Raw genomic sequence first — 22527 nt, 5'->3', positions numbered from 1 at the left:
GCAATTCTCTTTTAAGCTTGCAGTAAATAGTTTGCCGCCCCTCAGGACGGCTTGAGCGCGGCTTCTGCGCGCGCATCGCCAAATTTATTGCCGATGTAAAACGCCAGCAGACTCAGGGTCAGCGACGGCACAATCGGGTGCAGACCGGCAAGGTGCAGGTCGAAACTGGCAAGCAGGGTATAACAAACCGCGCCAACAATCATTGAGCTAAGCGCGCCGGTGGCATTGGCGCGTTCCCAGTACAGCCCCAGCACCAGCGGCCACAGGAACACGGCTTCTAAGCCGCCAAAAGCCAGCAGATTCAGCCAGATAATCATTTCCGGTGGGCGCCATGCCGCCAGTAGCACCAGCAGACCAAGCACAAAGGTCGCCCAGCTTGAGAAGCGTTTGAGGCGTTTCTCATTGGTGATTTCTGCAGGGCGAATGCCAAGATAGAGATCTTTAACAATCGTCGCCGAGGACTGCAACAGCTGGGCATTGATGGTCGACATAATCGCGGCCATGGGTGCAGCAAGGAAGATCCCGGCGGCATAAGGCGGCAGCACGGTGATCATCAAGGTGGGGATCACCTGATCCGGGATTTTAAGATCAGGCAGGATAGCGCGACCTAATGCGCCGGCCAGATGCATGCCGAACATCAAAATCGCCACCACCAGCGTGCCGAGCACGATGCCGCGATGCACTGCCTTACTGTCTTTGTAGGAGATACAGCGCACGGCGGTGTGCGGCAAACCAATTACGCCGAAGCAGACCAGGATCCAGAACGAGGCCATGAACGGCAGCGACAGCACGTCATCCGCGCCGCTGACCGACACCAGTTTAGGGTCAATTTGTTGCAATTTATCGACCGCGCTGTGCAAGCCGCCCGCCGCGTGGATCACCGCAATCAGCAGCAAAATGGTGCCGAGCAGCATCACCAAACCCTGCATGGCGTCATTGAGCACGCTGGCGCGGAAGCCGCCGAAGGCCGTGTAGAGCGCGATGCTGATGCCGAAAATCAGCAGGCCGGTGTCGTAAGGGATGCCCGCCGCGGTTTCCAGCAAGCGCGCGCCGCCGATGAACTGCACGGTCATGGCGCCGAGGAAGGCAACCAGCAGACTCAGGCTCGCCAGCCAGACCAGCAGGCGGCTTTTGTAACGGCCGTACAGCATGTCGTTGAGCGTCACCGCGTTATAACGGCGAGCCAAAATAGCGAATTTCTTGCCCAGGATGCCGAGAGAAAGCCACACGGCGGGCAGCTGAATCATCGCCAGCAGCACCCAGCCCAGCCCAAATTTGTAGGCCGCGCCCGGCCCGCCAATAAACGAACTGGCGCTGATATAGGTCGCGGTCAGGGTCATGGCTAAGACGAAGCCGCCCATAGAGCGGTTGCCGAGGAAGTATTCAGTGAGGAAATTACCGGCCTGACGGCGGGTATAGGCATAAACCGACAGGCCAAAGACCAGCAGCAGATAGGCAATAAGAGGAAGTAAAACTTCAGTCTGCATGGGGAGTGTCCTCGAGCGAAATGTCGCGGTAAATCACCCGCACCATCAGCCAGCTTAGTAACACAAAAATCAGCGGAACCAACAAACAGGCCATTTCGAACCAGTGGGGCAGCCCGGTGATCCCCTGCTTGTCGTCGGGCAAATAGGCCGCCAGACACCAGGCCAGCAAGTAGGCCAGCGTCAGCCCAAAGGCCCAGCGCGCTTCGCGATTGGCTTGTCGAAAACGTGGGTCAGTGTCTTGAGTCTTCATCATAAAAGTCCCAAATGAAAAAAGGCCGGAATATCCGGCCTTGGTAAGAGAGTACGCAAGGTACGGTCTTATTTTTCCTGCAATCCGAGCTTCTTCTCTAGATAGTGGATGTTGGTTCCACCGTGCTGGAAGTTCTCGTCGCTCATGATGCGCATTTGCAGATCAACGTTGGTTTTGATGCCGTCGATGATCAGTTCAGCCAATGCGTTTTTCATGCGGGCAATCGCCACGTCACGGTTTTCACCGTAAGTGATCAGTTTGCCGATCATGGAATCGTAGTACGGAGGCACGGTATAGCCAGCGTAGATATGCGATTCCCAGCGCACGCCAAAGCCACCAGGAGCGTGGAAGCGGGTAATTTTACCCGGGCTTGGCAGGAAGGTATTTGGATCTTCAGCATTGATACGACATTCGACCGCGTGGCCCTGAATGCGTACTTCATCCTGTTTGATCGACAGCGGCTGACCGGCAGCGATACGCAGCTGCTCTTTGATCAAGTCAACGCCGGTGATCATTTCAGTCACAGGATGCTCAACCTGAATACGGGTGTTCATTTCGATGAAATAGAACTCGCCGTTTTCATACAGGAACTCAAAGGTACCCGCGCCGCGATAGTTAATGTCTACGCACGCTTTCGCACAACGCTCGCCGATGTAACGACGCAGCTCAGGCGTGATGCCCGGTGCTGGCGCTTCTTCGACAACTTTCTGGTGACGACGCTGCATGGAGCAGTCACGTTCTGCCAGATAAATCGCGTTGCCCTGACCGTCAGCCAAAATCTGAATTTCGATGTGGCGTGGGTTTTCCAGGTACTTCTCCATGTACACCATGTCGTTGTTGAAAGCCGCTTTGGCTTCCGCACGGGTCATGTTGATGGATTGTTCCAGATCTTTGTCGCTGCGAACTACGCGCATACCACGACCACCGCCGCCGCCAGAGGCTTTGATGATGACCGGGTAACCGATGCGTTTTGCATAGGCGCGGTTTTGGTCCATATCTTCGCCCAGCGGGCCGTCAGAACCTGGTACGCAAGGAACACCGGCTTTTTTCATCGCGCCGATGGCGGAAACTTTGTCACCCATCAGGCGGATAGTTTCAGCTTTCGGGCCGATGAAGATGAAGCCAGAGCGTTCAACTTGTTCAGCGAAGTCGGCATTTTCGGACAGGAAACCGTAGCCAGGGTGGATAGCCACCGCGCCAGTGATTTCAGCTGCAGCAATGATTGCCGGGATGTTCAGATAGCTTTTTACTGAAGGTGCAGGACCGATACAGACGGTTTCATCTGCCAGCAGTACGTGCTTCAGGTCGCGGTCGGCAGTTGAGTGCACGGCTACCGTTTTGATGCCCAGCTCTTTACAGGCACGCAAAATACGTAGCGCGATCTCGCCGCGGTTCGCGATAACAATTTTATCTACCATGGTACGCCTCGTTATTCGATGACGACCAGCGGCTCGTCGAATTCAACCGGTTGGCCGCTTTCCACCAGAATGGCTTTAACCACGCCAGATTTGTCTGCTTCGATTTGGTTCATCATTTTCATTGCTTCAACGATGCACAGGGTATCACCTGCGTTAACTTTCTGGCCGACTTCCACGAAGGCTTTCGCGTCCGGGCTTGGCGTGCGGTAGAAAGTACCCACCATCGGTGAACGAACGATGTGTCCGCTGATCGCAGCCGGTGCGGCTTCAGCTGGCGCCGCCGCTGGTGCAACTGCAGCAGCCAGACCCGGTTGCTGTTGTGGCGCAGGCATTGCGTACGCTTGTTGCATCATTGGGTAAGCTTGCGCAGGTGCTGCACGGCTGATGCGTACTGATTCTTCGCCTTCAGAAATTTCCAGTTCAGAAATGCCTGACTCTTCAACCAGTTCGATCAGTTTCTTAATTTTACGAATATCCATGGGTGTGATTCCGTACTCTTTTTGCGAAAAAAATTAATGGGTTTTAGACAAGCGGTTAACCGCTGCCTGTAAAGCAAAATGGTAGCCATCTGCGCCAAGTCCGCAGATAACGCCCACTGCGATATCAGATAGATAGGAGTGATGCCGGAACGGCTCGCGGGCGTGAACATTCGACAGGTGGATCTCGATAAACGGGATCTGCACTGCCAGCAACGCATCGCGTAGCGCTACGCTGGTATGGGTAAAGGCTGCGGGATTGATCAAAATAAAATCAGTGTTTCCGCGTGCCTGATGGATTCTATCAATCAGGAGGTGCTCTGCGTTGGATTGCAGATGGCTAAGCGCGACGTCTGCGGCGACTGCCTGCTGCTCCAAACCTTTAACTATATCGTTGAGCGTAGTGCTGCCGTAGGTTTCAGGCTCACGCGTCCCTAACAAATTCAGGTTAGGACCGTTTAGAAGCAAAATGTCAAACTTATGCGCCATTGTGAGCCTATCTCCGGCAATTAGACAAAGATTGTAGAAAATACCCTGATGTCACCGATTTGTCACCTATTTCGCGGCAAATCTACCCTGCTCATCAGCATGAGGTCGGGCATTATAATGATATCGTGGCAATTCGCAGCTAAATACTGGTCTTATCAGCGAAGATAATCAACCCTCAGAATGCTACTGAGGGTTTAGACTGTGGGATTATGCGGGGTAGAACACAGAAAAGTTAAGCCCGTTAACGCAGCCATTGGCGGAATTTTTTGTAGCGTAATGCTAACAAGATCGCTGCAATTGCCGCGTAGATGATGGGTTGTGGCGAGATAATTTTCACTGACCACATGTAGTGAATCGGTGCCAAAATGGCGACCACATAAATTAAGTTGTGCAATGTCTGCCATTTCGCCCCCAGCTTGCGCTGCGACCATAATGTCGAGGTGCAGGCCAGCGCCAGCAAGATTATCCAGCTGATAATGCCCAATGTCAGATAGGGCCGCGAAATCAATTCACTGCCCAGCAGCGCCAAATTGTTAATGCCCAACTCTAAGAACGAATAGCTGAGAAGATGCAGCGTTCCCCACGCAAAGCACCACAAACCCACTAATCTGCGCACGCGCATCAACAGCGGCTGTTTACCATAACGCGCAACGGGGGTAATAAGCAGCGTCGCCAGCAGCAATTTCAGAGTCATCCTACCGGTAAAATGCTGAATATCTTTCGATGGATCTGCACTAAACCAGCCCTGATTAATCGACAATATCAGCCAAATAAAGGGTAAGAACGCCGCCAGATGGATGACCACCTTCAGCCATTTAATTTGTGTCAGGCTTAAACGCCGCATCGCATTTCCCTCAAAATCATCAATAGTTCGCGCGCAAATCGAGGCCGCGGTACAGCGACGCCACCTGATCGCCATAGCCATTAAACAGCAGCGTCGGCTGGCGTTTAACATCCAAAATACCGCCAGAGCCGATGAAACGCTCGGTGGCCTGTGACCAGCGCGGATGGTCGACGTGCGGGTTCACGTTGGCGTAGAAACCGTACTCATTGGTCGCAATCTGGTTCCATGTCGTCGGCGGCTGGTTCTTGGTCAGGCTGATATTGACGATAGACTTGATGCCTTTAAAGCCATATTTCCACGGCACGGTCAGGCGAATTGGCGCGCCGTTTTGCGGTGGCAGGGCCTTGCCGTAGACGCCGACGGTCAGCATGGTGAGCGGGTGCATGGCTTCATCCATCCGCAGCCCTTCAACATAAGGGTAATCCAGCCCGCCGCCGATAAAGCGGTCTTTCTGGCCCGGCATGTGTTCCGGGTCATATAAGGTTTTAAACGCCACAAAGCGCGCATTGCCGGTCGGCTCGGCTAACTTGATGATGTTGCTCAGCTGGAAGCCAATCCACGGCACTACCATTGACCACGCCTCGACGCAGCGCATCCGGTAGATACGCTGCTCCAGCGGGAAGCGTTTCATGATGTCATCCATATCGAGGGTGATCGGCTTGCCGACTTCGCCATCAATCACGATTTTCCACGGCGAGGTCACCAACTGGCCCGCATTGGCGGCCGGGTCGGCTTTATCCAGACCAAACTCGTAGAAGTTGTTGTAGCCGGTGACTTTATCTTCTGGCGTTAACGTCAGGTCATTTTGATAGGCGGCGGGCTTGGTGAAGTCCAAAGGCTTTCCGGCTGGCGCTTTCGGCCGGTCGTGGCCTTTGAACCAGGATGAGATGTCGGCCTTGGCGGTCTGGGGAAGGGCCAGCGCCGCTGCGCTAAGGCCCAGTGCCTGCAATACTTTGCGACGATCGTGAAAGATGCTTTCAGGCGTGACGTCTGCCTCAGTCAGTTTGCGGGAATTGTTCATGGCGTACTCCAGAATTTCTTAATCATTATTGTTACTGAGGATTCTGGTTTAAGAATGGCTGTTAAATCGATTTTTGGCGAGAGGACTGGGGAAAATACGAAATTTCAGAGGAGAAGGGAACCAAGCAGCGCAGGGAGAGTTTTCCTGCGCTGCTGATTGGCTTAGCTGTTAGCGCACCTTGACCAGAGTGCGGCCCGTAATGGTGTTGGCCATAATTCCGGCGGCCGCCGCTGGCGCTTGTTCAAGGCTGATTTCCGTAGCGGCTTGCTCATAAAACGAAGCAGGAAGAGTCTGGGTCAGGCGCTCCCAGGCGTCCATTCGACGATGCAGCGGACACATCACAGAATCTACCCCTTGCAGGCGAACGTTGCGCAGAATAAATGGCATCACCGTGGTGGGAAGCTGGTAACCGCCCGCCAGACCGCAGGCCGCCACCGTACCGCCGTAGACCGTTTGCGACAGCAAGGTTGCCAGCGTGTGGTCGCCGACGGTGTCGATGGCGCCGGCCCACAGCTGTTTATCCAGCGCCCGGCCTTCTTTGCTGAACTCTTCGCGCGACAGCACGGTTTTCGCGCCGAGCTGCTTGAGATATTCGGTATTGCTGGCGCGCCCGCTGATCGCCACCACGTCATAGCCGAGGGTCGACAGCAGAGTGATCGCCGTGCTGCCTACGCCGCCGCTGGCACCGCTAACAATCACTTTGCCGCTGTCGGGCAGCACGCCGCCTTCCTCCAAAGCCATGACACAGAGCATGGCGGTGAATCCGGCGGTGCCGATAATCATCGCGTGGCGCGAGTCCAGACCTTCCGGCAGCGGCACCAGCCAGTCAGCTTTAACGCGCGCCTTTTCTGCCAGCCCGCCCCAGTGGTTTTCGCCCACGCCCCAGCCAGTGAGGATCACCTGCTGACCCACGCTAAAGCGTGAGTCTTCACTGCTACTGACCCGACCGGCGAAATCGATGCCGGGCACCATCGGGAATTGGCGGATAATTTTCCCCGTGCCGGTGATTGCCATTGCGTCTTTATAATTGAGGCTCGACCAGTCAACATCGACCACCACATTGCCTTCCGGCAAATCATCTATGCTGATATCACCCACGCTGGAAAGGGTCTGGCCTGCGTCTTGCTGTAATAAAAGTGCGCGCATTTTGAGCTCCATAAGATTTATCAATTGATTGTTTATGCAGTTGCTATGCTATGAATATAACGCAATAGGGGGGATAGGGACTGATATGAGACAAAAACGGTGCCACTGAGTGCAAATTTAGGCACAATTTTGCATAAATCTTTACCGGATCTGACATGCTTATGTTTTATGATAGCGGCGTTTAAACGGCGGCCTGACAATGAAGGAATATTCTCTGGTTTGCCTCCTTCATTTATAGGTTTCAGGTAAGGCACAAGGATGCGATTTACTAACAGACTCACCGCGCTTATTTCCATGCTGGTTTCAGTAGCTATGTTGCTGATGCTGCTCGGCGTGACGTTTAGCTTTGTCTATCTCAGCAAGCAAAATACTGAGCAGCATTTACGGGCGCTGGCGACCACTTTCGACCAATCTCTTCTGCAACACACTCCCGACGAAGCCCAGCGCTGGATGCCGACGGCAATGCGCATGCTGGATGTTTCAAGCATCACCCTGCTGGAAAATAAAAAACCCTTTTTGCAATACCGCGAGTCCGCCGATTTACACGCGGCCTGGGACAGCGGCTACCCCGACTATGCCGAGACAACCTTGCCGCTGATGCAGCACCCGTCGATGGCGCTGCACGTGGTGTATGTAGACCCCATTACCACTTACACCCATTCGCTGCGCTCGACCATCACCATCAGCTTCGCCATTATTTTGATGATTGTAGTGGTGCTGATGAGTTTCCGCTGGCTGCGCAGAGAGACGGCTGGGTTGGAACGACTGGAAGAGCGCGCCCAGCGCATTCTTCGCGGCGAGCGGGAGAATATTCGCCACGGTGATGTCTCCGAATGGCCGCCTTTTGCCAGTAGCGCCATTGATTTACTGATGGCGGATCTGGCCGAGGCCCGCGAGCAACGCAGCCGGGTCGACACGCTAATTCGTGCATTTGCCCAGCAAGATGCCCAGACCGGCCTGAGTAATCGGCTGTTTTTCGACAATCAATTGGCGACTCAGCTTGAAGAAAAGGGCGCGCACGGCGTGGTTATGCTGCTGCGACTGCCTGACTTCGACACGCTGCGCGAAATCCACGGGCAGGGGCACGTTGATGAACTGCGTTCCGCGATGATCAATCTGCTTTCGACCTTCGTCATGCGCTACTCCGATGCCCTGCTGGCGCGCTATTTCCACAGCGACTGTGCTGTGTTACTGCCTCACCGCACTTTAAAAGAAGCAGAAGTGATGGCGGCCCAACTGGTCAATGCGCTCGGCGCGCTGCCAACCTCTAACAATATCGATCGCGATGCCCTTCTATATATAGGTATCAGTGCTTATCGTTTTGGTCAGCAGGCGGAAGAGGTGATGGACCACGCCGAGCAGGCGACGCGCAACGCAGCCTTCCAGGGAAGTAACAGTTGGCTGGTTTATGACAGCAAAGTGCCTGAAAAAGGGCGCGGCAGCGTTAAATGGCGCACGCTACTGGAAAATACCCTATCGCGCGGCGGGCCGCGTCTTTATCATAAAGGCAGCTTTACCAAAGACCGCAAGCTGGATCATCGTGAAATTCAGCGCCGTATCTTTGATGGCGAGCAAGAGCTGCTGGCCGCCGAGTTTATGCCGCTGGTGGTGCAATTTGGCATGTCGCAAAGCTATGATCGCCAAATGCTTTCTCAGATAATTCCGTTACTGGCGCGCTGGCCGGACGAAACGTTGGCATTTCACCTGACGGTTGATTCATTATTGCAGCGCTCTTTTGTCCGCTGGTTGCGCGATACCTTGCTGCAATGCGAAAAAAAGCAGCGTAATCGCATTCTGATTGAACTTGCAGAGGCAGATCTCTGTCAACATACCGAGCGATTACGGCCCGTTGTCCGCCTGCTACAAGGAATGGGCTGCCGTCTTGCTGTTTCTCAAGCCGGGCTTACCGTGGTCAGCACCTCATATTTGAAAACTTTCCCGGTTGAACGGGTGAAACTGCACCCGGGATTGATTCGCGATATCGACAAAAGAATTGAAAATCAGCTGTTCGTACAAAGTCTGATTAGCGCCTGTGAAGGAACACAAGCCAAGGTTTTCGCTTCTGGCGTGCGCAGTAAAGAAGAGTGGGCAGTACTGTTAGAAAAGGGCATTCATGGCGGGCAGGGTGATTTTTTTGCTATCCCGCAGGCCGTGGAGCCCGTTAGCAAAAAATATTCACACAACGGTGATGTTTAAACTGATCGTAATGTGAAGATTTAACGTAGAATGGCGCAGCCTTTAACCGGTTACTGTCCAATGACGCCTGTTTGTAAAGTTTTTGGCGAATTGTGGCGGGAGTTCTCGGAGCGAGAGCAAGAATTCATGTGCGGTGTTGGTGCTTGTAAGTTGCTGGTTGTACACAGGTAAAGAGTGATTCTGGTTTAAATGAACAGGTCATTTTTCACCTCTGATTTCACAACCAAAAGTCATCGCAACTGTAAGCGGCCGACATCGTGGACAATTTCACCGAAGCAGAACGTTTTTGCGCCTTGTCGCTGCTTCGCGTGGTTGGTAAAGTAGGCGGATTTTATTTTCCGCCCCCAGCTAGCAGGATTATCCTTTCGTTATGTTTAAGAAATTTCGTGGCATGTTTTCCAACGACTTGTCCATCGACCTGGGTACCGCCAATACCCTCATTTATGTAAAAGGACAAGGCATTGTGCTGAACGAGCCATCAGTTGTGGCTATTCGTCAGGATCGTGCTGGTTCACCGAAAAGCGTTGCGGCCGTCGGCCATGATGCCAAACAGATGTTGGGACGTACTCCTGGCAACATCGCTGCTATTCGTCCGATGAAAGACGGCGTTATCGCTGACTTCTTCGTGACCGAAAAAATGCTGCAGCACTTCATCAAACAAGTTCACAGCAACAGCTTCATGCGCCCAAGCCCGCGCGTGTTGGTCTGTGTGCCAGTCGGCGCAACTCAGGTTGAACGCCGCGCTATCCGTGAATCTGCACAGGGTGCAGGCGCGCGTGAAGTGTTCTTGATTGAAGAGCCAATGGCAGCAGCGATCGGTGCAGGTTTGCCTGTCTCCGAAGCGACCGGTTCTATGGTTGTGGATATCGGCGGTGGTACTACCGAAGTCGCGGTTATCTCCCTGAACGGCGTGGTCTATTCTTCTTCTGTACGTATCGGTGGTGACCGTTTCGACGAAGCTATCATCAACTATGTGCGTCGTAACTACGGCTCACTGATTGGTGAAGCCACCGCTGAGCGTATTAAGCACGGTATCGGTTCCGCTTACCCAGGTGATGAAGTTCACGAGATTGAAGTTCGTGGTCGTAACCTGGCTGAAGGCGTTCCACGCGGCTTTACTCTGAACTCCAACGAAATTCTTGAAGCGCTGCAAGAGCCGCTGACTGGCATCGTTAGCGCGGTGATGGTTGCGCTGGAACAGTGTCCTCCAGAGTTGGCTTCTGACATCTCCGAGCGCGGCATGGTGTTGACCGGCGGTGGCGCATTGTTGCGTAACCTCGATCGCCTGCTGATGGAAGAGACCGGTATTCCGGTGGTTGTGGCAGAAGATCCGCTGACCTGCGTTGCTCGCGGCGGTGGTAAAGCGTTGGAAATGATCGACATGCACGGCGGCGACCTGTTCAGCGAAGAGTAATTTTAGCGACGCACGCTTTTGCTTAAGGCGTGCATAGCAAAGAATAAGTCTTGCCCGCCAAGGTGAATGTCCGTCTGGTGAAACCTGCTGCGTTAAAGTATGCAGTGTCAAATTGGGGTCGTGCATCGAACTACCTGAAGAAATGCGTATTCAGGTAGTTTTCGCTCGATCCGCTTCGCTTGCTACTTTTCCTGCTTAGGCTATCTTTCACTGGATTGGCTGAAACCTTCTGTTGCCGAGGAACTCGCATATTTTATGAAGCCGATTTTTAGCAGGGGACCTTCCCTGCAACTGCGACTTTTTTTGGCTATTCTCACGGCCATTGTCCTGATTTTTGCCGACAGTAAAGTAGGTACGTTCGTTAAGATTCGCACCTATATGGACACTGCCGTCAGCCCTTTCTATTTTTTGTCGAATGCTCCACGTGAATTCCTCGATCAGGTTTCCGCCACCTTCGCTACCCGCCAGTCTCTTGAACTTGAAAACCGCGCGCTGCGGCAGGAATTGCTGCTCAAAAACAGCGATTTGATGCTGCTCGGCCAATTCAAGCAAGAGAACGCGCGACTGCGCGAGCTGCTGGGGTCACCGCTGCGTCAGGATGAGCACAAGATGGTGGCTCAGGTGCTGTCGACCAGCAATGACCCGTATAGCGATCAGGTTGTCGTCGACAAAGGCAGCAACAATGGCGTCTATGTCGGCCAGCCGGTGATTAGCGATAAAGGCGTGGTGGGTCAGGTGGTCGCCGTGGGTGCCGTCACCAGCCGCGTATTGCTGATCTGCGACGCCTCCCACGCCTTGCCGATTCAGGTTTTGCGTAACGATATTCGCGTGATTGCCGCCGGTAGCGGCTGTGCTGACGACTTGCAGTTGGAGCACTTGCCGAGCAATACCGACATCCGCGTCGGTGACGTGCTGGTGACGTCCGGTCTCGGCGGTCGCTTCCCTGAAGGCTATCCGGTTGCCGTGGTTTCTTCGGTAAAAGTCGATAACCAGCGTGCTTACACCGTGATTCAGGCGCGCCCGACGGCGGGTCTGCAACGCCTGCGTTACCTGCTGCTGCTGTGGGGCTCTGACCGCAATGGCGATAAGCCACTGCCGCCGGACGAAGTGCATCGCGTCGCCAATGAGCGTCTGATGCAGATGATGCCTCAGGTCCTGCCGCCTCCGGGCGAAATGGGCCCTCCTGCTCCTATTCCTCAACCTGCTACTGGCACCATTACCACGCCAGTTTCGCCACGGCCTTCTAGCGGGGGCAGTCAATGAATCGCTACCGGAGCCACGGCCGCTGGATAATTTGGCTATCCTTTCTGATAGCCATGTTATTGCAAGTGATGCCGTGGCCGGACGAGATCTACATGTTTCGGCCATCCTGGTTGATGCTGATCCTGATTTACTGGGTCATGGCGCTGCCGCATCGCGTTAACGTAGGTACCGGATTTATCGTCGGTTTTGTGATGGATTTGATTCTTGGCTCGACGCTGGGCGTGCGCGCGCTGGCTTTGGCGCTGATTGCCTATCTGGTCGCCTTCAAGTTTCAGCTGTTCCGCAACATGGCCTTGTGGCAGCAAGCGCTGATCGTCATGCTGCTGTCACTGGCTGTCGACGTGGTGGTGTTCTGGGCCGAGTTTTTGGTGGTGAATGTCTCGTTTCGTCCGGAAGTGTTCTGGAGCAGCGTGGTCGACGGCATTCTCTGGCCATGGTTATTCCTGCTGATGCGCAAAATTCGCCGTCAGTTCGCTGTGCAATGAGGAAATGATGACTGAACTTTATCTGGCTTCTGGTTCACCGCGCCGCCGCGAATTACTGGCCGTGCTGGAGTTGGCTTTTGAACGTCTGGTGACTGACGTTGCCGAGCAAAAGCAGCCAGATGAAGCGCCAGCAGACTATGTTCTGCGCCTCGCCTGTGACAAAGCTTTAGCAGGCGTGGCCGTTGCGCCGCAGGACCTCCCGGTGCTGGGTGCTGACACCATCGTGGTGCTCAACGGGCAGGTTTTGGAAAAGCCGCGCGATGAAGCTCATGCCGCGCAGATGTTAACCGCATTGTCTGGCCGCCAGCATCAAGTGATGACGGCCATTGCTCTGGCAGACCGCCAGACGCATCGTAGTACGCTGGTTGTGACTGATGTCACCTTCCGCTCTCTATCCGCGGATGATATTCAGCACTATATTCTGAGCGGGGAACCCATGGATAAAGCGGGTGCATACGGTATTCAGGGAAAGGGCGGATGTTTCGTCCGTGAAATTCGCGGCAGCTACTACGCAGTGGTCGGGCTTCCTTTAGTGGAAACTCAAGAACTGTACAGTGAGTTTGCTGCATTACGCGAGCTTAGGAGAAAGCATGACAGCTGAATTACTGGTCAATGTTACGCCGTCCGAAACGCGCGTGGCTTACATTGACGGTGGCATTTTGCAAGAGATCCATGTTGAGCGTGAGGCCAAGCGCGGCATTGCAGGCAATATTTACAAAGGTCGCGTCAGCCGAGTTCTGCCGGGTATGCAGGCAGCCTTTGTTGATATTGGTCTAGAGAAAGCGGCTTTTTTACATGCTTCAGACATCATGCCGCACACCGAGTGCGTGGCTCGTGATGAGCAAAAGAATTTTAACGTTCGTGACATCGTAGAGCTGGTCCATCAGGGGCAAGATCTGATGGTGCAGGTGGTGAAAGACCCGCTGGGCACCAAAGGCGCGCGCCTGACCACCGACATTACTCTGCCTTCCCGCTATCTGGTCTTCATGCCGGGCGCCTCACACGTGGGTGTCTCACAGCGCATTGAGAGCGAAGCCGAGCGCGATCGCCTGAAAAATATTGTTCAGGAATATTGTGACGAGCAGGGTGGCTACATTATCCGCACCGCGGCAGAAGGGATTGGCGAAGAAGAACTTAAACAAGATGCCGCCTTTCTCAAGCGTTTGTGGACCAAAGTCATGGAGCGCAAGCGCCGCAATAAAACCAAGTGCAAACTCTATGGCGAGCTGGCGCTGGCGCACCGCGTATTAAGAGACTTTGCTGGCGAAGCGCTGGACAGAATTCGCGTAGATTCGCGCCTGACCTATGAACTGCTGGTGGAATTTACCAGCGAATATATTCCCGAAATGACCGCCAAGCTGGAGCACTACGCGGGCAAGCAGCCTATTTTCGATCTCTTTGACGTTGAGAATGAGATCCAGCGCGCGCTGGAACGCAAAGTCGAACTCAAGTCCGGCGGCTATCTGATTATCGATCAGACCGAAGCCATGACCACCGTGGATATCAACACCGGTGCCTTTGTCGGCCATCGCAATCTGGAAGAGACGATCTTCAATACCAATACTGAGGCGACCCAAGCCATTGCCCGCCAGCTGCGCCTGCGCAATCTCGGCGGCATCATCATTATCGACTTCATCGATATGGCGAACGAGGACCATCGGCGGCGGGTGCTGCACTCTTTGGAGCAGGCGCTGTCAAAAGATCGAGTGAAAACCGGCATTCACGGTTTCTCGGCGCTAGGTTTAGTCGAAATGACCCGCAAACGGACACGCGAAAGCGTCGAGCACGTGCTGTGCAGCGATTGCCCAACCTGTCACGGCCGGGGCACGGTGAAAACCGTCGAAACCGTATGCTATGAAATTTTGCGTGAAATTGTTCGCGTGCACCACGCCTATGACGCCGACCGTTTCCTGGTCTATGCTTCTGCGGCAGTCGGCGAAGCCTTGAAAGGGGAAGAGTCCCACGCGCTGGCCGAAGTGGAGATTTTCGTCGGCAAACAAGTGAAAGTTCAAATCGAGCCGCTCTACAACCAAGAGCAGTTCGACGTTGTCATGATGTGATTACCCGTCCGGCTTAGCGTTGCGGCGGCATAGGCCGCAACATAAATCATTGATTATGGGTAAATTTATTAAATTTCCATTGTAGTCCGGGGCCAACATGCCCGCGGAATGGAAACAAGGAGAGAAGTTTGAGGCGACTGCCGGGGATACTGTTAACTACCTGCGCAACAATTATCGTGATTGTTGCGTTGGCAATCAGTGGCTTGCGTCTGGCTTTGCCTCAGCTTCACCGTTTTCAGGATCAGCTGGTCAGCAAAATCGAGTCTGTGACCGGCGTGCCTATCGAACTGGACCAAATCAGCGGCAGCTGGAAAACCTTTGGCCCGACTCTTGAGTTAAAAAACCTTAGCGTGACCCTGCCAGACACCTCGGTGAAAGCCGAGCGCGTGACTCTGGCGCTGGATGTCTGGCAATCGCTGCTGCATTTCCGCTGGCAGTTCCGCGACCTGACTTTCTACAATCTCGACCTTGATACCAACGCCACTTTTGGTAATAAAACCAACGACGGCAAAGGTTTCGAAGCTAACCGCATCAGCGACATCTTCCTCAAGCAGGTCGACCATTTCGACCTGCGCGACAGCCATATATCCTTTATGACCCCTGCCGGGCAGCGCGCCGAAATCACTGTGCCGCAGCTGCGCTGGCTGAACAGCCGCAACCGCCACCGCGCCGAGGGGCTGATCAGCCTGTCGACCTTCAACGGCCAGCATGGCGTGGTGCAGGTGCGCATGGACCTTAACGACAACGACGGTTTGCTCAACAACGGCAAAATCTATCTTCAGGCCGACGATATCGACATGAAGCCTTGGTTTAGCCGCTGGCTGCGCAGCAACACCGGGCTGGAAAGTGCTGACTTCAGCCTCGCCGCCTGGCTGACCGTGCGCGGCGGCGACATCTACGCCGGTGACGCTTGGGTGAAAAACGGCGCGGCGACCTGGAGCAGCGCGGGGCAGGAGCATCGGTTAGACGTTGAGAACCTGACGCTGCACGGCAGCCGACAGGGCAATGGCTGGCAGGTCGATGCCCAGCAGCTCAACTTGAAAACTGACGGCGTGGCCTGGCCGAAGGGCCAAATCAGCGCGCTGTATCTGCCGGAAAACAATGAGTTTTTAGGGGCTTCGCAGGGGGATGAACTTCGCCTGAGAGCCACCAAGCTTCAGTTAGAGCGCCTTGGGCCGATTATCCCAACCTTCTCCTTCCTGACGCCAGAATTGCTCGAGCGTTGGCAGGAAATCCAGCCAAAAGGCTTAATCGACCAGCTGTCGTTAGATATTCCTCTTAAGCAGACCGACCACACGCGCTTTGCCGCCAAATGGCGCGATCTCAGCTGGGATCGCTGGCAGCTACTGCCGGGCGTGAATCACTTTAGCGGCCAGCTGAGCGGCAGCGTGCAGCACGGCCAACTGACGGTCAATTTGCAAGACAGCCTACTGCCGTATGGTGAGATGTTCCGCGCGCCGCTGGAGATCAGCGCGGCGCAGGGCACCGTCGATTGGAGCTATAGCCAAGAGGGCTGGGCGCTGTGGTCGAAGAGCCTGGATGTCAAAGCCAACGGCCTGTGGGCCAAAGGCGGCTTCCACTATAACCAGCCGGAGCACGGCGAGCCGTGGCTAAAAATCCTCGGCGGCATTCGTCTGTATGATGCAGGGCAAGCGTGGCGCTACTTCCCTGAGCCGCTGATGGGCAAACATCTGACGGATTATCTCAGCGAGGCGATTCAGGCCGGGCAGGTGGATAATGCCACGCTGACCTTCAACGGCAATCCGCACGACTTCCCGTTTAAAAAGCATGAAGGGCAGTTTGAAGTGTGGGTGCCGCTGCGTAACGCCACCTTCCAGTTCCAGCCTGAGTGGCCAGCCTTGACCAATTTGGATATCGACCTCGATTTCCTCAATGACGGCCTGTTCATGAAAGCTGAGCACACCAAATTGGGTAATGCCGACGGCAATAACGTGGTCGCCAACATCCCTGATTATCTGAAAGAGAAGCTGTTCATCGACTCCGACATTTCAGGTACCGGCAAAGACATTGGTGACTATTTTAAGGACACGCCGCTGAAGGACTCCCTCGGCGCGGCCCTAGATGAGCTGCAGATTGGCGGCAATGTGAGTGGTCGCTTACACCTTGATATCCCGCTGGATGGCGAAGAAGTTCGCGCCACCGGCGGCGTGACGCTCAATGACAACAGCCTGTTTATCAAACCGCTGGAAAGTACCATTGAGCACCTCAGCGGCCAGTTCACCTACGACAACGGCAACTTGCAGAGTAGTTTGCTCACCGCCAACTGGTTCGGGCAACCTCTGAACGTGCAGTTTAGCACGCACGAACTTACTGATAATTATCAAATTAATGTCGGTCTGGACGGCAACTGGGAACTGGGCAAAATCACCGGCATGCCGGATGCTGTTGCCAGCAAACTCAGCGGCAGCGCACCCTGGAAAGGGACGGTGGATATTTCACTCCCTCATAAGGGTGAGCCAAATTACAGTATCGGCGTAACCACCGACCTGAAGAGTGTAAGTAGTCACTTACCTAGCCCGCTCGACAAGAAGCCGGGCCGCAGTCTGCCACTGGCGGTAAATGCCAAAGGCGGGCTGAAGAGTTTTGAAATGAATGGCGTGCTGGGCGGCAAAGACCGTTTCAACAGCCGCTGGCTGCTGGGCAAGCAGCTACAGCTGGATCGCGCCTCCTGGCAGATGAATGCCCAGAAAACCCCGCCGCTGCCAGCGACCAGCAGCCTGACGTTGCACCTGCCTGAGCTGGATGGCGAGAGCTGGCTGGAGCTGATGTCGCCAGATAACGCCCCGAAAGCGCCAGTGCAGAAGAGTGCCAAAGGCGCGAAGAAAGCGGCCAATACCGCCGCTTCTTTTGGCTTCCCACATGAAGTGACGCTGACCACGCCGAAGCTCAAATTAGGCGGTCAGGTCTGGAATGACCTACTGATTAGCTCGACTCAGGCCAGCAATGGCATGAACATCACGGCGAAAGGCAAAGAGATCGACGGCACGCTGGCGATGAATGACCGTGGTCCGTGGCAAGCCAATATCCGCTACCTCTATTTCAACCCGCAGTGGACGGTGGCTGATGCGGCCAGCGGCGGTAAGTCAGGCCAGAATCCTTTTGCCGATGACAAAATTTCCTTCGCCAAATGGCCGGCACTGCTTCTGCGCTGTGAAGACTGCTGGTTCCTCGGGCAGAGCTTCCGCAAGGTGAATGCTGATATCACGCCGAGTGGCGATCAGCTGGCGCTGCGCAACGGCCTGATTGATACCGGCTCGGTGCGTTTAGACGTGCAGGGCGACTGGAAGCAGAACGGCAGCGTTGAATCTACCGGCCTGAAAGGCAAACTGTCGGGCAAAGATATTGAAGCCGCGACCTCCTTCTTCGGCGTCACTACCCCACTGCGCGGTGCGCCTTTCAACATCGACTTTGATTTGCACTGGAAATCTATTCCGTGGAAGCCAGATCTGAAAACCCTGAATGGCACCCTGAAAACTGACCTTGGCAAAGGTGAAATCGTGGATTTAGGCGGCGGCCGCGCCGGGCAATTGCTGCGTCTGGTCAGCTTCGACGCCCTGCTGCGTAAGCTGCAACTCGATTTCAGTGACACCTTCGGCAAAGGCTTCTACTTTGACTCTATCCGCTCAAACGCCTGGATCAAAGACGGCACGCTGCATACCGAGGACCTGCTGGTTGACGGGTTGGCGGCGGATATCGCCATGAACGGCAGCGTCGATTTAGTCAATCAGCGGCTAAATATGGAAGCGGTGATCGCTCCTGAAATCTCTGCCACCGTCGGGGTCGCCACGGCCTTTGCTATCAACCCAATCGTCGGCGCGGCGGTGTTTGCCGCCAGTAAGGTATTGGCGCCGCTGTGGAATAAGATTTCGTTAATCCGTTACCATATCGACGGCACCATTGCGGATCCAAAAATTAATGAAGTGCTGCGCCAACCGCGACCTGCAAAAGAGCCTGCCGCACCTTGAGTGCTGAACGCGCTGTGTTAGGCTGTTTAAAACCCGTGTTACGATAGAATTGTTTGGCGGCTAACGAATCACAGTTCAGGCCGCGACAATTCATCCCCAAAGAGAGTGAGAATCTATGAGTCTGGCATTAGTCAGTGAGCGGTTACTAACCGCTAACAATCTGAGTCATCAAGACCTGTTCGCTGTATTAGGTCAACTGTCTGAACGCCGTCTCGATTACGCCGATCTCTTTTTCCAATCCAGTTTCCACGAAGCCTGGGTGATTGAAGACAGCATTATCAAAGATGGCTCTTACAACATTGATCAGGGTGTTGGCGTGCGCGCGGTCAGTGGTGAGAAGACCGGCTTTGCCTACGCGGACCAAATTACCCTGAATGCCTTGCAGCAGAGTGCCACCGCCGCGCGCAGCATCGTGCGTGAGCAGGGCAATGGCAAAACCCACACGCTGGGTGAAATTGGCTATCAGGCGCTGTACCCGATCCTTGACCCACTTCAGAGCCTGTCTCGCGAAGAAAAAATTGAGTTATTACATCGCGTTGACCGCGTTGCCCGTGCCACGGACAAGCGCGTGCAGGAAGTCAGCGCCAGCATTACCGGCGTTTACGAAAGCGTATTAGTCGCCGCCACCGACGGCACTCTGGCGGCGGACATTCGCCCGCTGGTGCGCCTGTCGGTCAGCGTATTGGTTGAAGATGACGGGCGTCGTGAGCGCGGCTCTAGCGGCGGCGGCGGTCGTTTTGGCTATGACTATTTTCTTGAAACCGTGAATGGCGAAGTGCGCGCCGAAGCCTACGCCCGCGATGCGGTGCGCATGGCCTTGCTGAACCTCAACGCGGTAGCCGCCCCTGCCGGTGGTATGCCGGTAGTGCTTGGCGCAGGCTGGCCGGGCGTGCTTCTGCACGAAGCCGTAGGCCATGGCTTAGAGGGCGATTTCAACCGTCGCGGCACTTCTATGTTCAGTGGGCAGATGGGCCAACTGGTGGCGTCTGAACTCTGTACCGTGGTGGATGACGGCACCATGCCGGGCCGCCGTGGTTCACTGGCGATTGATGACGAAGGCGTGCCGGGCCAATACAACGTATTGATCGAAAATGGCGTGCTGAAGGGTTACATGCAGGACAAGCTGAACGCGCGCCTGATGGGCGTTGCGCCGACCGGTAACGGCCGTCGCGAGTCTTATGCTCACCTGCCGATGCCGCGCATGACCAACACTTATCTGCTGGGCGGCCAGTCTACGCCGGAAGAGATCATCAGCAGCGTGGAGTTCGGCCTGTATGCCCCTAACTTTGGCGGCGGCCAGGTGGATATCACCTCGGGCAAATTTGTGTTCTCCACCACCGAAGCTTACCTGATTGAAAAAGGCCGTATCACCAAGCCGGTGAAAGGCGCGACGCTGATTGGCTCGGGTATTGAAGCGATGCAGCAGATCTCTATGGTCGGCAACGATCTGGCGCTGGATAAAGGCGTCGGCGTCTGTGGCAAAGAGGGTCAGAGCCTGCCAGTGGGCGTAGGCCAGCCGACTCTGAAACTCGACAACATCACCGTCGGCGGCAGCGCCTAAGCCTTCGAGATAATAATAGAAAGGGAACCCGCGGGTTCCCTTTTTTTATGCTATTTCGGCCCGAGCTTGCCTTGCCGATAGCCCTGATAGACTTTCCCCACCTCTTTGAAGTACTCGGTCAGGTAGTTGATGCACACCTGCACTTTCAGCGGCATTTTGTCCTTTTCAGTGTACAGCGCGTAGACCGGGCGCGGGTCCGACTGATAATTGCCGAATAAAATTTCCAGCTCGCCGGAGTTAATCTCATTGATCACCCACATTAGTGGCACATAGGCGATGCCCACCCCGGCTTTCAGCCAGCGCGTTAAGGTTTGCGAGTCGTTGGTGACGAAGCGCCCCTGTGGGTTGATACGCGTGGTGATGCCTTCTGGCGCAATCAGCTCAAACTCGCTGTCGGGCCGCACGCTGTATTCAATCCATGAGAAATTCACCATGTCCGCCGGTTTTTCTGGCTTACCGTGCTGGCTGAGATAGCTGCGCGCGGCGCAGACGATCATCGGCATGGAGCCAAGCCTTTTGGAGAACAGGCTCGAATCCTGCAGTTTTCCCACGCGGATCACCACGTCGAGGCCGTCGGCAATCAGGTCCGGAGCCGGGATGCCGGTGACCAGATTCACTTTCAGGCCGGGGTACTCAATCAGCATCTCGGCGGTCATGGCGGCAAGAACGTTTTGTGCCATTGTCGACGAACTGCCGATGCGCAACGTGCCGGTCGGCGTGTTGTTAAAGGCATATAATTGCTCGTGTACTTCGCGTACATCCAGCAGCATTTTCATACAGCCTTGATAGTAAATCTTACCGGCTTCGGTGAGGCTCAGGCTGCGCGTGCTTCTGTTCAACAGTTTGACTTGTAAGTCATTTTCTAGTTTTGAGATCGTCTGGCTGATTGCGGAAACACTCATCTCAAGGCGGCGAGCGGCGGCAGTAAACGAGCCGCTTTCGACCACTTGAGCATAAACCGACATTCTTTTTAATCGTTCCATTGTTAACTCTGGCTTAAAAGTGATTGTGATCACAGAACGTTGATTACTTGATAATAAGCACGCTAATATACTTGCTCGGGTGAATACCTCGGGTTCGGCGCTCGCTGGCAACATAATGCTTACCTTCGCACACTTTTCTGGCAAACCCATTGTCTCTTTTTAACTCATTCTGGCTCTCAGAATGCAGTTGTATTGCCTAAAATAATGATAAAGCTCGGGCGTGTTGCGACGGGGCCTTCTGGTGAGAGTAACGCCACGAGACGAAAGCCCGTGACTATAAACTAAGGATTTTTGAATGAGTTTGCTTCCGGTAATGGTGATTTTCGGATTGTCGTTTCCTCCGGTGTTCTTCGAAGTACTGTTGGCGTTAGTGCTGTTTTTCCTGCTACGACGCCTATTACAACCCACCGGAATTTATGACTTTGTCTGGCATCCGGCGTTATTTAACACAGCGATGTACTGCTGTCTGTTCTACCTGATTTCCTGCTTCTTCATCTGAGGGTGTCGTGAAAAATTTCTCTATAAAAATAATACGTTACTTAATAACGTTAATCCTTGTGGTTCTTGCTGCCATCGCAATTTTCCGGGCATGGGCGTTCTATACCGAATCCCCTTGGACTCGTGACGCCAAATTTACCGCCGACGTGGTTTCTATCGCGCCGGACGTCACCGGCTTGGTGACGGATGTTCCCGTGGTGGATAACCAGTTAGTCAAAAAAGGCCAGACGCTGTTCAAAATAGACCAGCCGCGTTACCAACAGGCGCTGGACGAAGCCAATGCCGACGTTGCCTACTATCAGGCGCTGGTCGCGGAGAAAAAACGCGAAGCAGGCCGCCGCGTGAAGCTGGGCGTGCAGGCGATGTCGCAAGAAGAGATCGATCAGGCCAATAACGTCCTGCAAACGGCGCAACACCAGTTGGCAAAATCTCAGGCCGCACGTGACCTCGCGGTGCTTGATTTGCAGCGTACCGTAGTGACGGCTCCGGCTGACGGCTGGGTGACTAACCTCAATGTGCATCCGGGGAACTACATCAATCGCGGTTCGACCGCGGTCGCGCTGGTGAAGAAAAACACCTTCTATATTCTGGCTTATCTGGAAGAAACCAAGCTTTCCGGCTTGAAAAAAGGCGACCGCGCCGAAATTACCCCGCTGGGCAGCAATCGCATCATGCATGGCTCGGTGGACAGCGTCGCGGCGGCGGTCACTAACAGCTCGTCTTCTGCGGCAGCCAACGGGCTGGCGACGGTAGACAGTAATTTGGAATGGGTACGTCTTGCACAGCGCGTGCCGGTGAAAATCGTGCTTGATGATGTTGACCAGCAACACCCGTACCCGGCAGGGACCACCGCGACAGTGGTGATCACCGGCGATCACGATATCAAACATGAGCACCAGTCGCCATTCTCCAGAATGTTGCACCGTCTGCGTGAGTTCGGTTAATCGGCG

General features: G+C 54.6%; 19 protein-coding genes. 10 read left to right on the top strand and 9 right to left on the bottom strand.

The genetic code is table 11. The features are described from left to right. Positions 1–41: 41 nt before the first annotated feature. From panF to acuI, 8 genes are all read right to left on the bottom strand, one after another. Positions 42–1487, bottom strand: a complete 1446-nt coding sequence (gene panF, locus ACT3RT_RS11765; RefSeq protein ID WP_353500739.1) for a sodium/pantothenate symporter — start codon at positions 1485–1487, stop codon at positions 42–44. Continuing rightward, the gene (locus ACT3RT_RS11760) at positions 1477–1740 is read right to left on the bottom strand and encodes a YhdT family protein (RefSeq protein WP_353500740.1); all 264 of its coding nucleotides are present in this window, start codon (positions 1738–1740) and stop codon (positions 1477–1479) included. The genes panF and ACT3RT_RS11760 overlap by 11 nt, the downstream gene beginning before the upstream one ends. A gap of 65 nt (positions 1741–1805) precedes the next feature. Next, entirely contained in the window at positions 1806–3155 is a 1350-nt protein-coding gene (accC, locus tag ACT3RT_RS11755) for an acetyl-CoA carboxylase biotin carboxylase subunit (RefSeq protein ID WP_353500741.1), read from the bottom strand. An 11-nt stretch (positions 3156–3166) separates the two neighbouring features. Beyond that, complete coding sequence (gene accB / locus ACT3RT_RS11750) at positions 3167–3634, bottom strand: acetyl-CoA carboxylase biotin carboxyl carrier protein (RefSeq protein ID WP_034786647.1); 468 nt, start codon at positions 3632–3634, stop codon at positions 3167–3169. Positions 3635–3667: 33 nt separating this feature from the next. After that, a complete protein-coding gene (gene aroQ, locus ACT3RT_RS11745) occupies positions 3668–4120 on the bottom strand; it encodes a type II 3-dehydroquinate dehydratase (RefSeq protein WP_485902099.1) in 453 nt (150 codons plus the stop codon). A 241-nt stretch (positions 4121–4361) separates the two neighbouring features. Continuing rightward, positions 4362–4964 carry a protein-methionine-sulfoxide reductase heme-binding subunit MsrQ gene (msrQ, locus tag ACT3RT_RS11740; protein ID WP_353500742.1) on the bottom strand — a complete coding sequence of 201 codons (603 nt, stop codon included), beginning with the start codon at positions 4962–4964 and terminating at the stop codon, positions 4362–4364. A 19-nt stretch (positions 4965–4983) separates the two neighbouring features. Next, entirely contained in the window at positions 4984–5985 is a 1002-nt protein-coding gene (msrP, locus tag ACT3RT_RS11735) for a protein-methionine-sulfoxide reductase catalytic subunit MsrP (RefSeq protein ID WP_353500743.1), read from the bottom strand. A gap of 168 nt (positions 5986–6153) precedes the next feature. After that, positions 6154–7131, bottom strand: a complete 978-nt coding sequence (acuI, locus tag ACT3RT_RS11730) for an acrylyl-CoA reductase (NADPH) (protein ID WP_485902102.1) — start codon at positions 7129–7131, stop codon at positions 6154–6156. A gap of 258 nt (positions 7132–7389) precedes the next feature. Here acuI and csrD point away from each other — a divergent pair, with 258 nt between their 5' ends. From csrD to tldD, 8 genes are all read left to right on the top strand, one after another. Beyond that, a complete protein-coding gene (csrD, locus tag ACT3RT_RS11725) occupies positions 7390–9327 on the top strand; it encodes an RNase E specificity factor CsrD (protein ID WP_496203011.1) in 1938 nt (645 codons plus the stop codon). Positions 9328–9697: 370 nt separating this feature from the next. Further along, positions 9698–10741: a rod shape-determining protein MreB gene (mreB, locus tag ACT3RT_RS11720; protein WP_007891976.1), complete on the top strand. Its 1044-nt coding sequence runs from the start codon at positions 9698–9700 to the stop codon at positions 10739–10741. Between the two features lie 255 nt (positions 10742–10996). After that, a complete protein-coding gene (gene mreC, locus ACT3RT_RS11715; protein ID WP_034786661.1) occupies positions 10997–12004 on the top strand; it encodes a rod shape-determining protein MreC in 1008 nt (335 codons plus the stop codon). Next, positions 12001–12489, top strand: a complete 489-nt coding sequence (gene mreD, locus ACT3RT_RS11710; RefSeq protein WP_034786663.1) for a rod shape-determining protein MreD — start codon at positions 12001–12003, stop codon at positions 12487–12489. The genes mreC and mreD overlap by 4 nt, the downstream gene beginning before the upstream one ends. A gap of 7 nt (positions 12490–12496) precedes the next feature. Beyond that, complete coding sequence (locus ACT3RT_RS11705) at positions 12497–13090, top strand: Maf family protein (protein ID WP_496203051.1); 594 nt, start codon at positions 12497–12499, stop codon at positions 13088–13090. Then, positions 13080–14549 carry a ribonuclease G gene (gene rng, locus ACT3RT_RS11700; protein ID WP_353500747.1) on the top strand — a complete coding sequence of 490 codons (1470 nt, stop codon included), beginning with the start codon at positions 13080–13082 and terminating at the stop codon, positions 14547–14549. Before ACT3RT_RS11705 ends, rng begins: the two co-directional genes overlap by 11 nt. A gap of 128 nt (positions 14550–14677) precedes the next feature. Further along, on the top strand, positions 14678–18535 hold the full coding sequence (gene yhdP, locus ACT3RT_RS11695) for an AsmA2 domain-containing protein YhdP (protein ID WP_496203010.1): 3858 nt from the start codon (positions 14678–14680) through the stop codon (positions 18533–18535). 115 nt (positions 18536–18650) lie between these two features. Next, a complete protein-coding gene (tldD, locus tag ACT3RT_RS11690; RefSeq protein WP_353500749.1) occupies positions 18651–20096 on the top strand; it encodes a metalloprotease TldD in 1446 nt (481 codons plus the stop codon). A gap of 50 nt (positions 20097–20146) precedes the next feature. On the opposite strand, the gene aaeR is transcribed toward tldD, so the two are convergent. After that, a complete protein-coding gene (gene aaeR / locus ACT3RT_RS11685) occupies positions 20147–21079 on the bottom strand; it encodes an HTH-type transcriptional activator AaeR (protein WP_034786670.1) in 933 nt (310 codons plus the stop codon). Positions 21080–21374: 295 nt separating this feature from the next. On the opposite strand from aaeR, the gene aaeX reads away from it, so the two are divergent. Together aaeX and aaeA are read left to right on the top strand one after the other, a co-directional pair. Further along, the gene (aaeX, locus tag ACT3RT_RS11680) at positions 21375–21578 is read left to right on the top strand and encodes a p-hydroxybenzoic acid efflux pump operon protein AaeX (protein WP_034786671.1); all 204 of its coding nucleotides are present in this window, start codon (positions 21375–21377) and stop codon (positions 21576–21578) included. Between the two features lie 7 nt (positions 21579–21585). Further along, on the top strand, positions 21586–22521 hold the full coding sequence (gene aaeA / locus ACT3RT_RS11675; RefSeq protein WP_496203009.1) for a p-hydroxybenzoic acid efflux pump subunit AaeA: 936 nt from the start codon (positions 21586–21588) through the stop codon (positions 22519–22521). Positions 22522–22527 lie beyond the last annotated feature (6 nt).

Origin of the sequence: Ewingella sp. AOP9-I1-14, from assembly GCF_052375995.1 — a bacterium.
GTDB classification, from domain to species: Bacteria; Pseudomonadota; Gammaproteobacteria; order Enterobacterales; family Enterobacteriaceae; genus Ewingella; species Ewingella allii.
This window is presented reverse-complemented; position numbering and strand designations above follow the sequence as displayed.

What these genes read in the sequence shown, in the direction of transcription:
- msrP (WP_353500743.1), bottom strand. Translation starts at nt 5,985, where the DNA reads ATGAACAATTCCCGCAAACTGACTGAGGCAGACGTCACGCCTGAAAGC.
- ACT3RT_RS11705 (WP_496203051.1), top strand. Translation starts at nt 12,497, where the DNA reads ATGACTGAACTTTATCTGGCTTCTGGTTCACCGCGCCGCCGCGAATTA.
- aaeX (WP_034786671.1), top strand. Translation starts at nt 21,375, where the DNA reads ATGAGTTTGCTTCCGGTAATGGTGATTTTCGGATTGTCGTTTCCTCCG.
- mreC (WP_034786661.1), top strand. Translation starts at nt 10,997, where the DNA reads ATGAAGCCGATTTTTAGCAGGGGACCTTCCCTGCAACTGCGACTTTTT.
- aaeR (WP_034786670.1), bottom strand. Translation starts at nt 21,079, where the DNA reads ATGGAACGATTAAAAAGAATGTCGGTTTATGCTCAAGTGGTCGAAAGC.
- tldD (WP_353500749.1), top strand. Translation starts at nt 18,651, where the DNA reads ATGAGTCTGGCATTAGTCAGTGAGCGGTTACTAACCGCTAACAATCTG.
- panF (WP_353500739.1), bottom strand. Translation starts at nt 1,487, where the DNA reads ATGCAGACTGAAGTTTTACTTCCTCTTATTGCCTATCTGCTGCTGGTC.
- ACT3RT_RS11760 (WP_353500740.1), bottom strand. Translation starts at nt 1,740, where the DNA reads ATGATGAAGACTCAAGACACTGACCCACGTTTTCGACAAGCCAATCGC.
- accC (WP_353500741.1), bottom strand. Translation starts at nt 3,155, where the DNA reads ATGGTAGATAAAATTGTTATCGCGAACCGCGGCGAGATCGCGCTACGT.
- aroQ (WP_485902099.1), bottom strand. Translation starts at nt 4,120, where the DNA reads ATGGCGCATAAGTTTGACATTTTGCTTCTAAACGGTCCTAACCTGAAT.
- csrD (WP_496203011.1), top strand. Translation starts at nt 7,390, where the DNA reads ATGCGATTTACTAACAGACTCACCGCGCTTATTTCCATGCTGGTTTCA.
- mreD (WP_034786663.1), top strand. Translation starts at nt 12,001, where the DNA reads ATGAATCGCTACCGGAGCCACGGCCGCTGGATAATTTGGCTATCCTTT.
- acuI (WP_485902102.1), bottom strand. Translation starts at nt 7,131, where the DNA reads ATGCGCGCACTTTTATTACAGCAAGACGCAGGCCAGACCCTTTCCAGC.
- accB (WP_034786647.1), bottom strand. Translation starts at nt 3,634, where the DNA reads ATGGATATTCGTAAAATTAAGAAACTGATCGAACTGGTTGAAGAGTCA.
- msrQ (WP_353500742.1), bottom strand. Translation starts at nt 4,964, where the DNA reads ATGCGGCGTTTAAGCCTGACACAAATTAAATGGCTGAAGGTGGTCATC.
- rng (WP_353500747.1), top strand. Translation starts at nt 13,080, where the DNA reads ATGACAGCTGAATTACTGGTCAATGTTACGCCGTCCGAAACGCGCGTG.
- mreB (WP_007891976.1), top strand. Translation starts at nt 9,698, where the DNA reads ATGTTTAAGAAATTTCGTGGCATGTTTTCCAACGACTTGTCCATCGAC.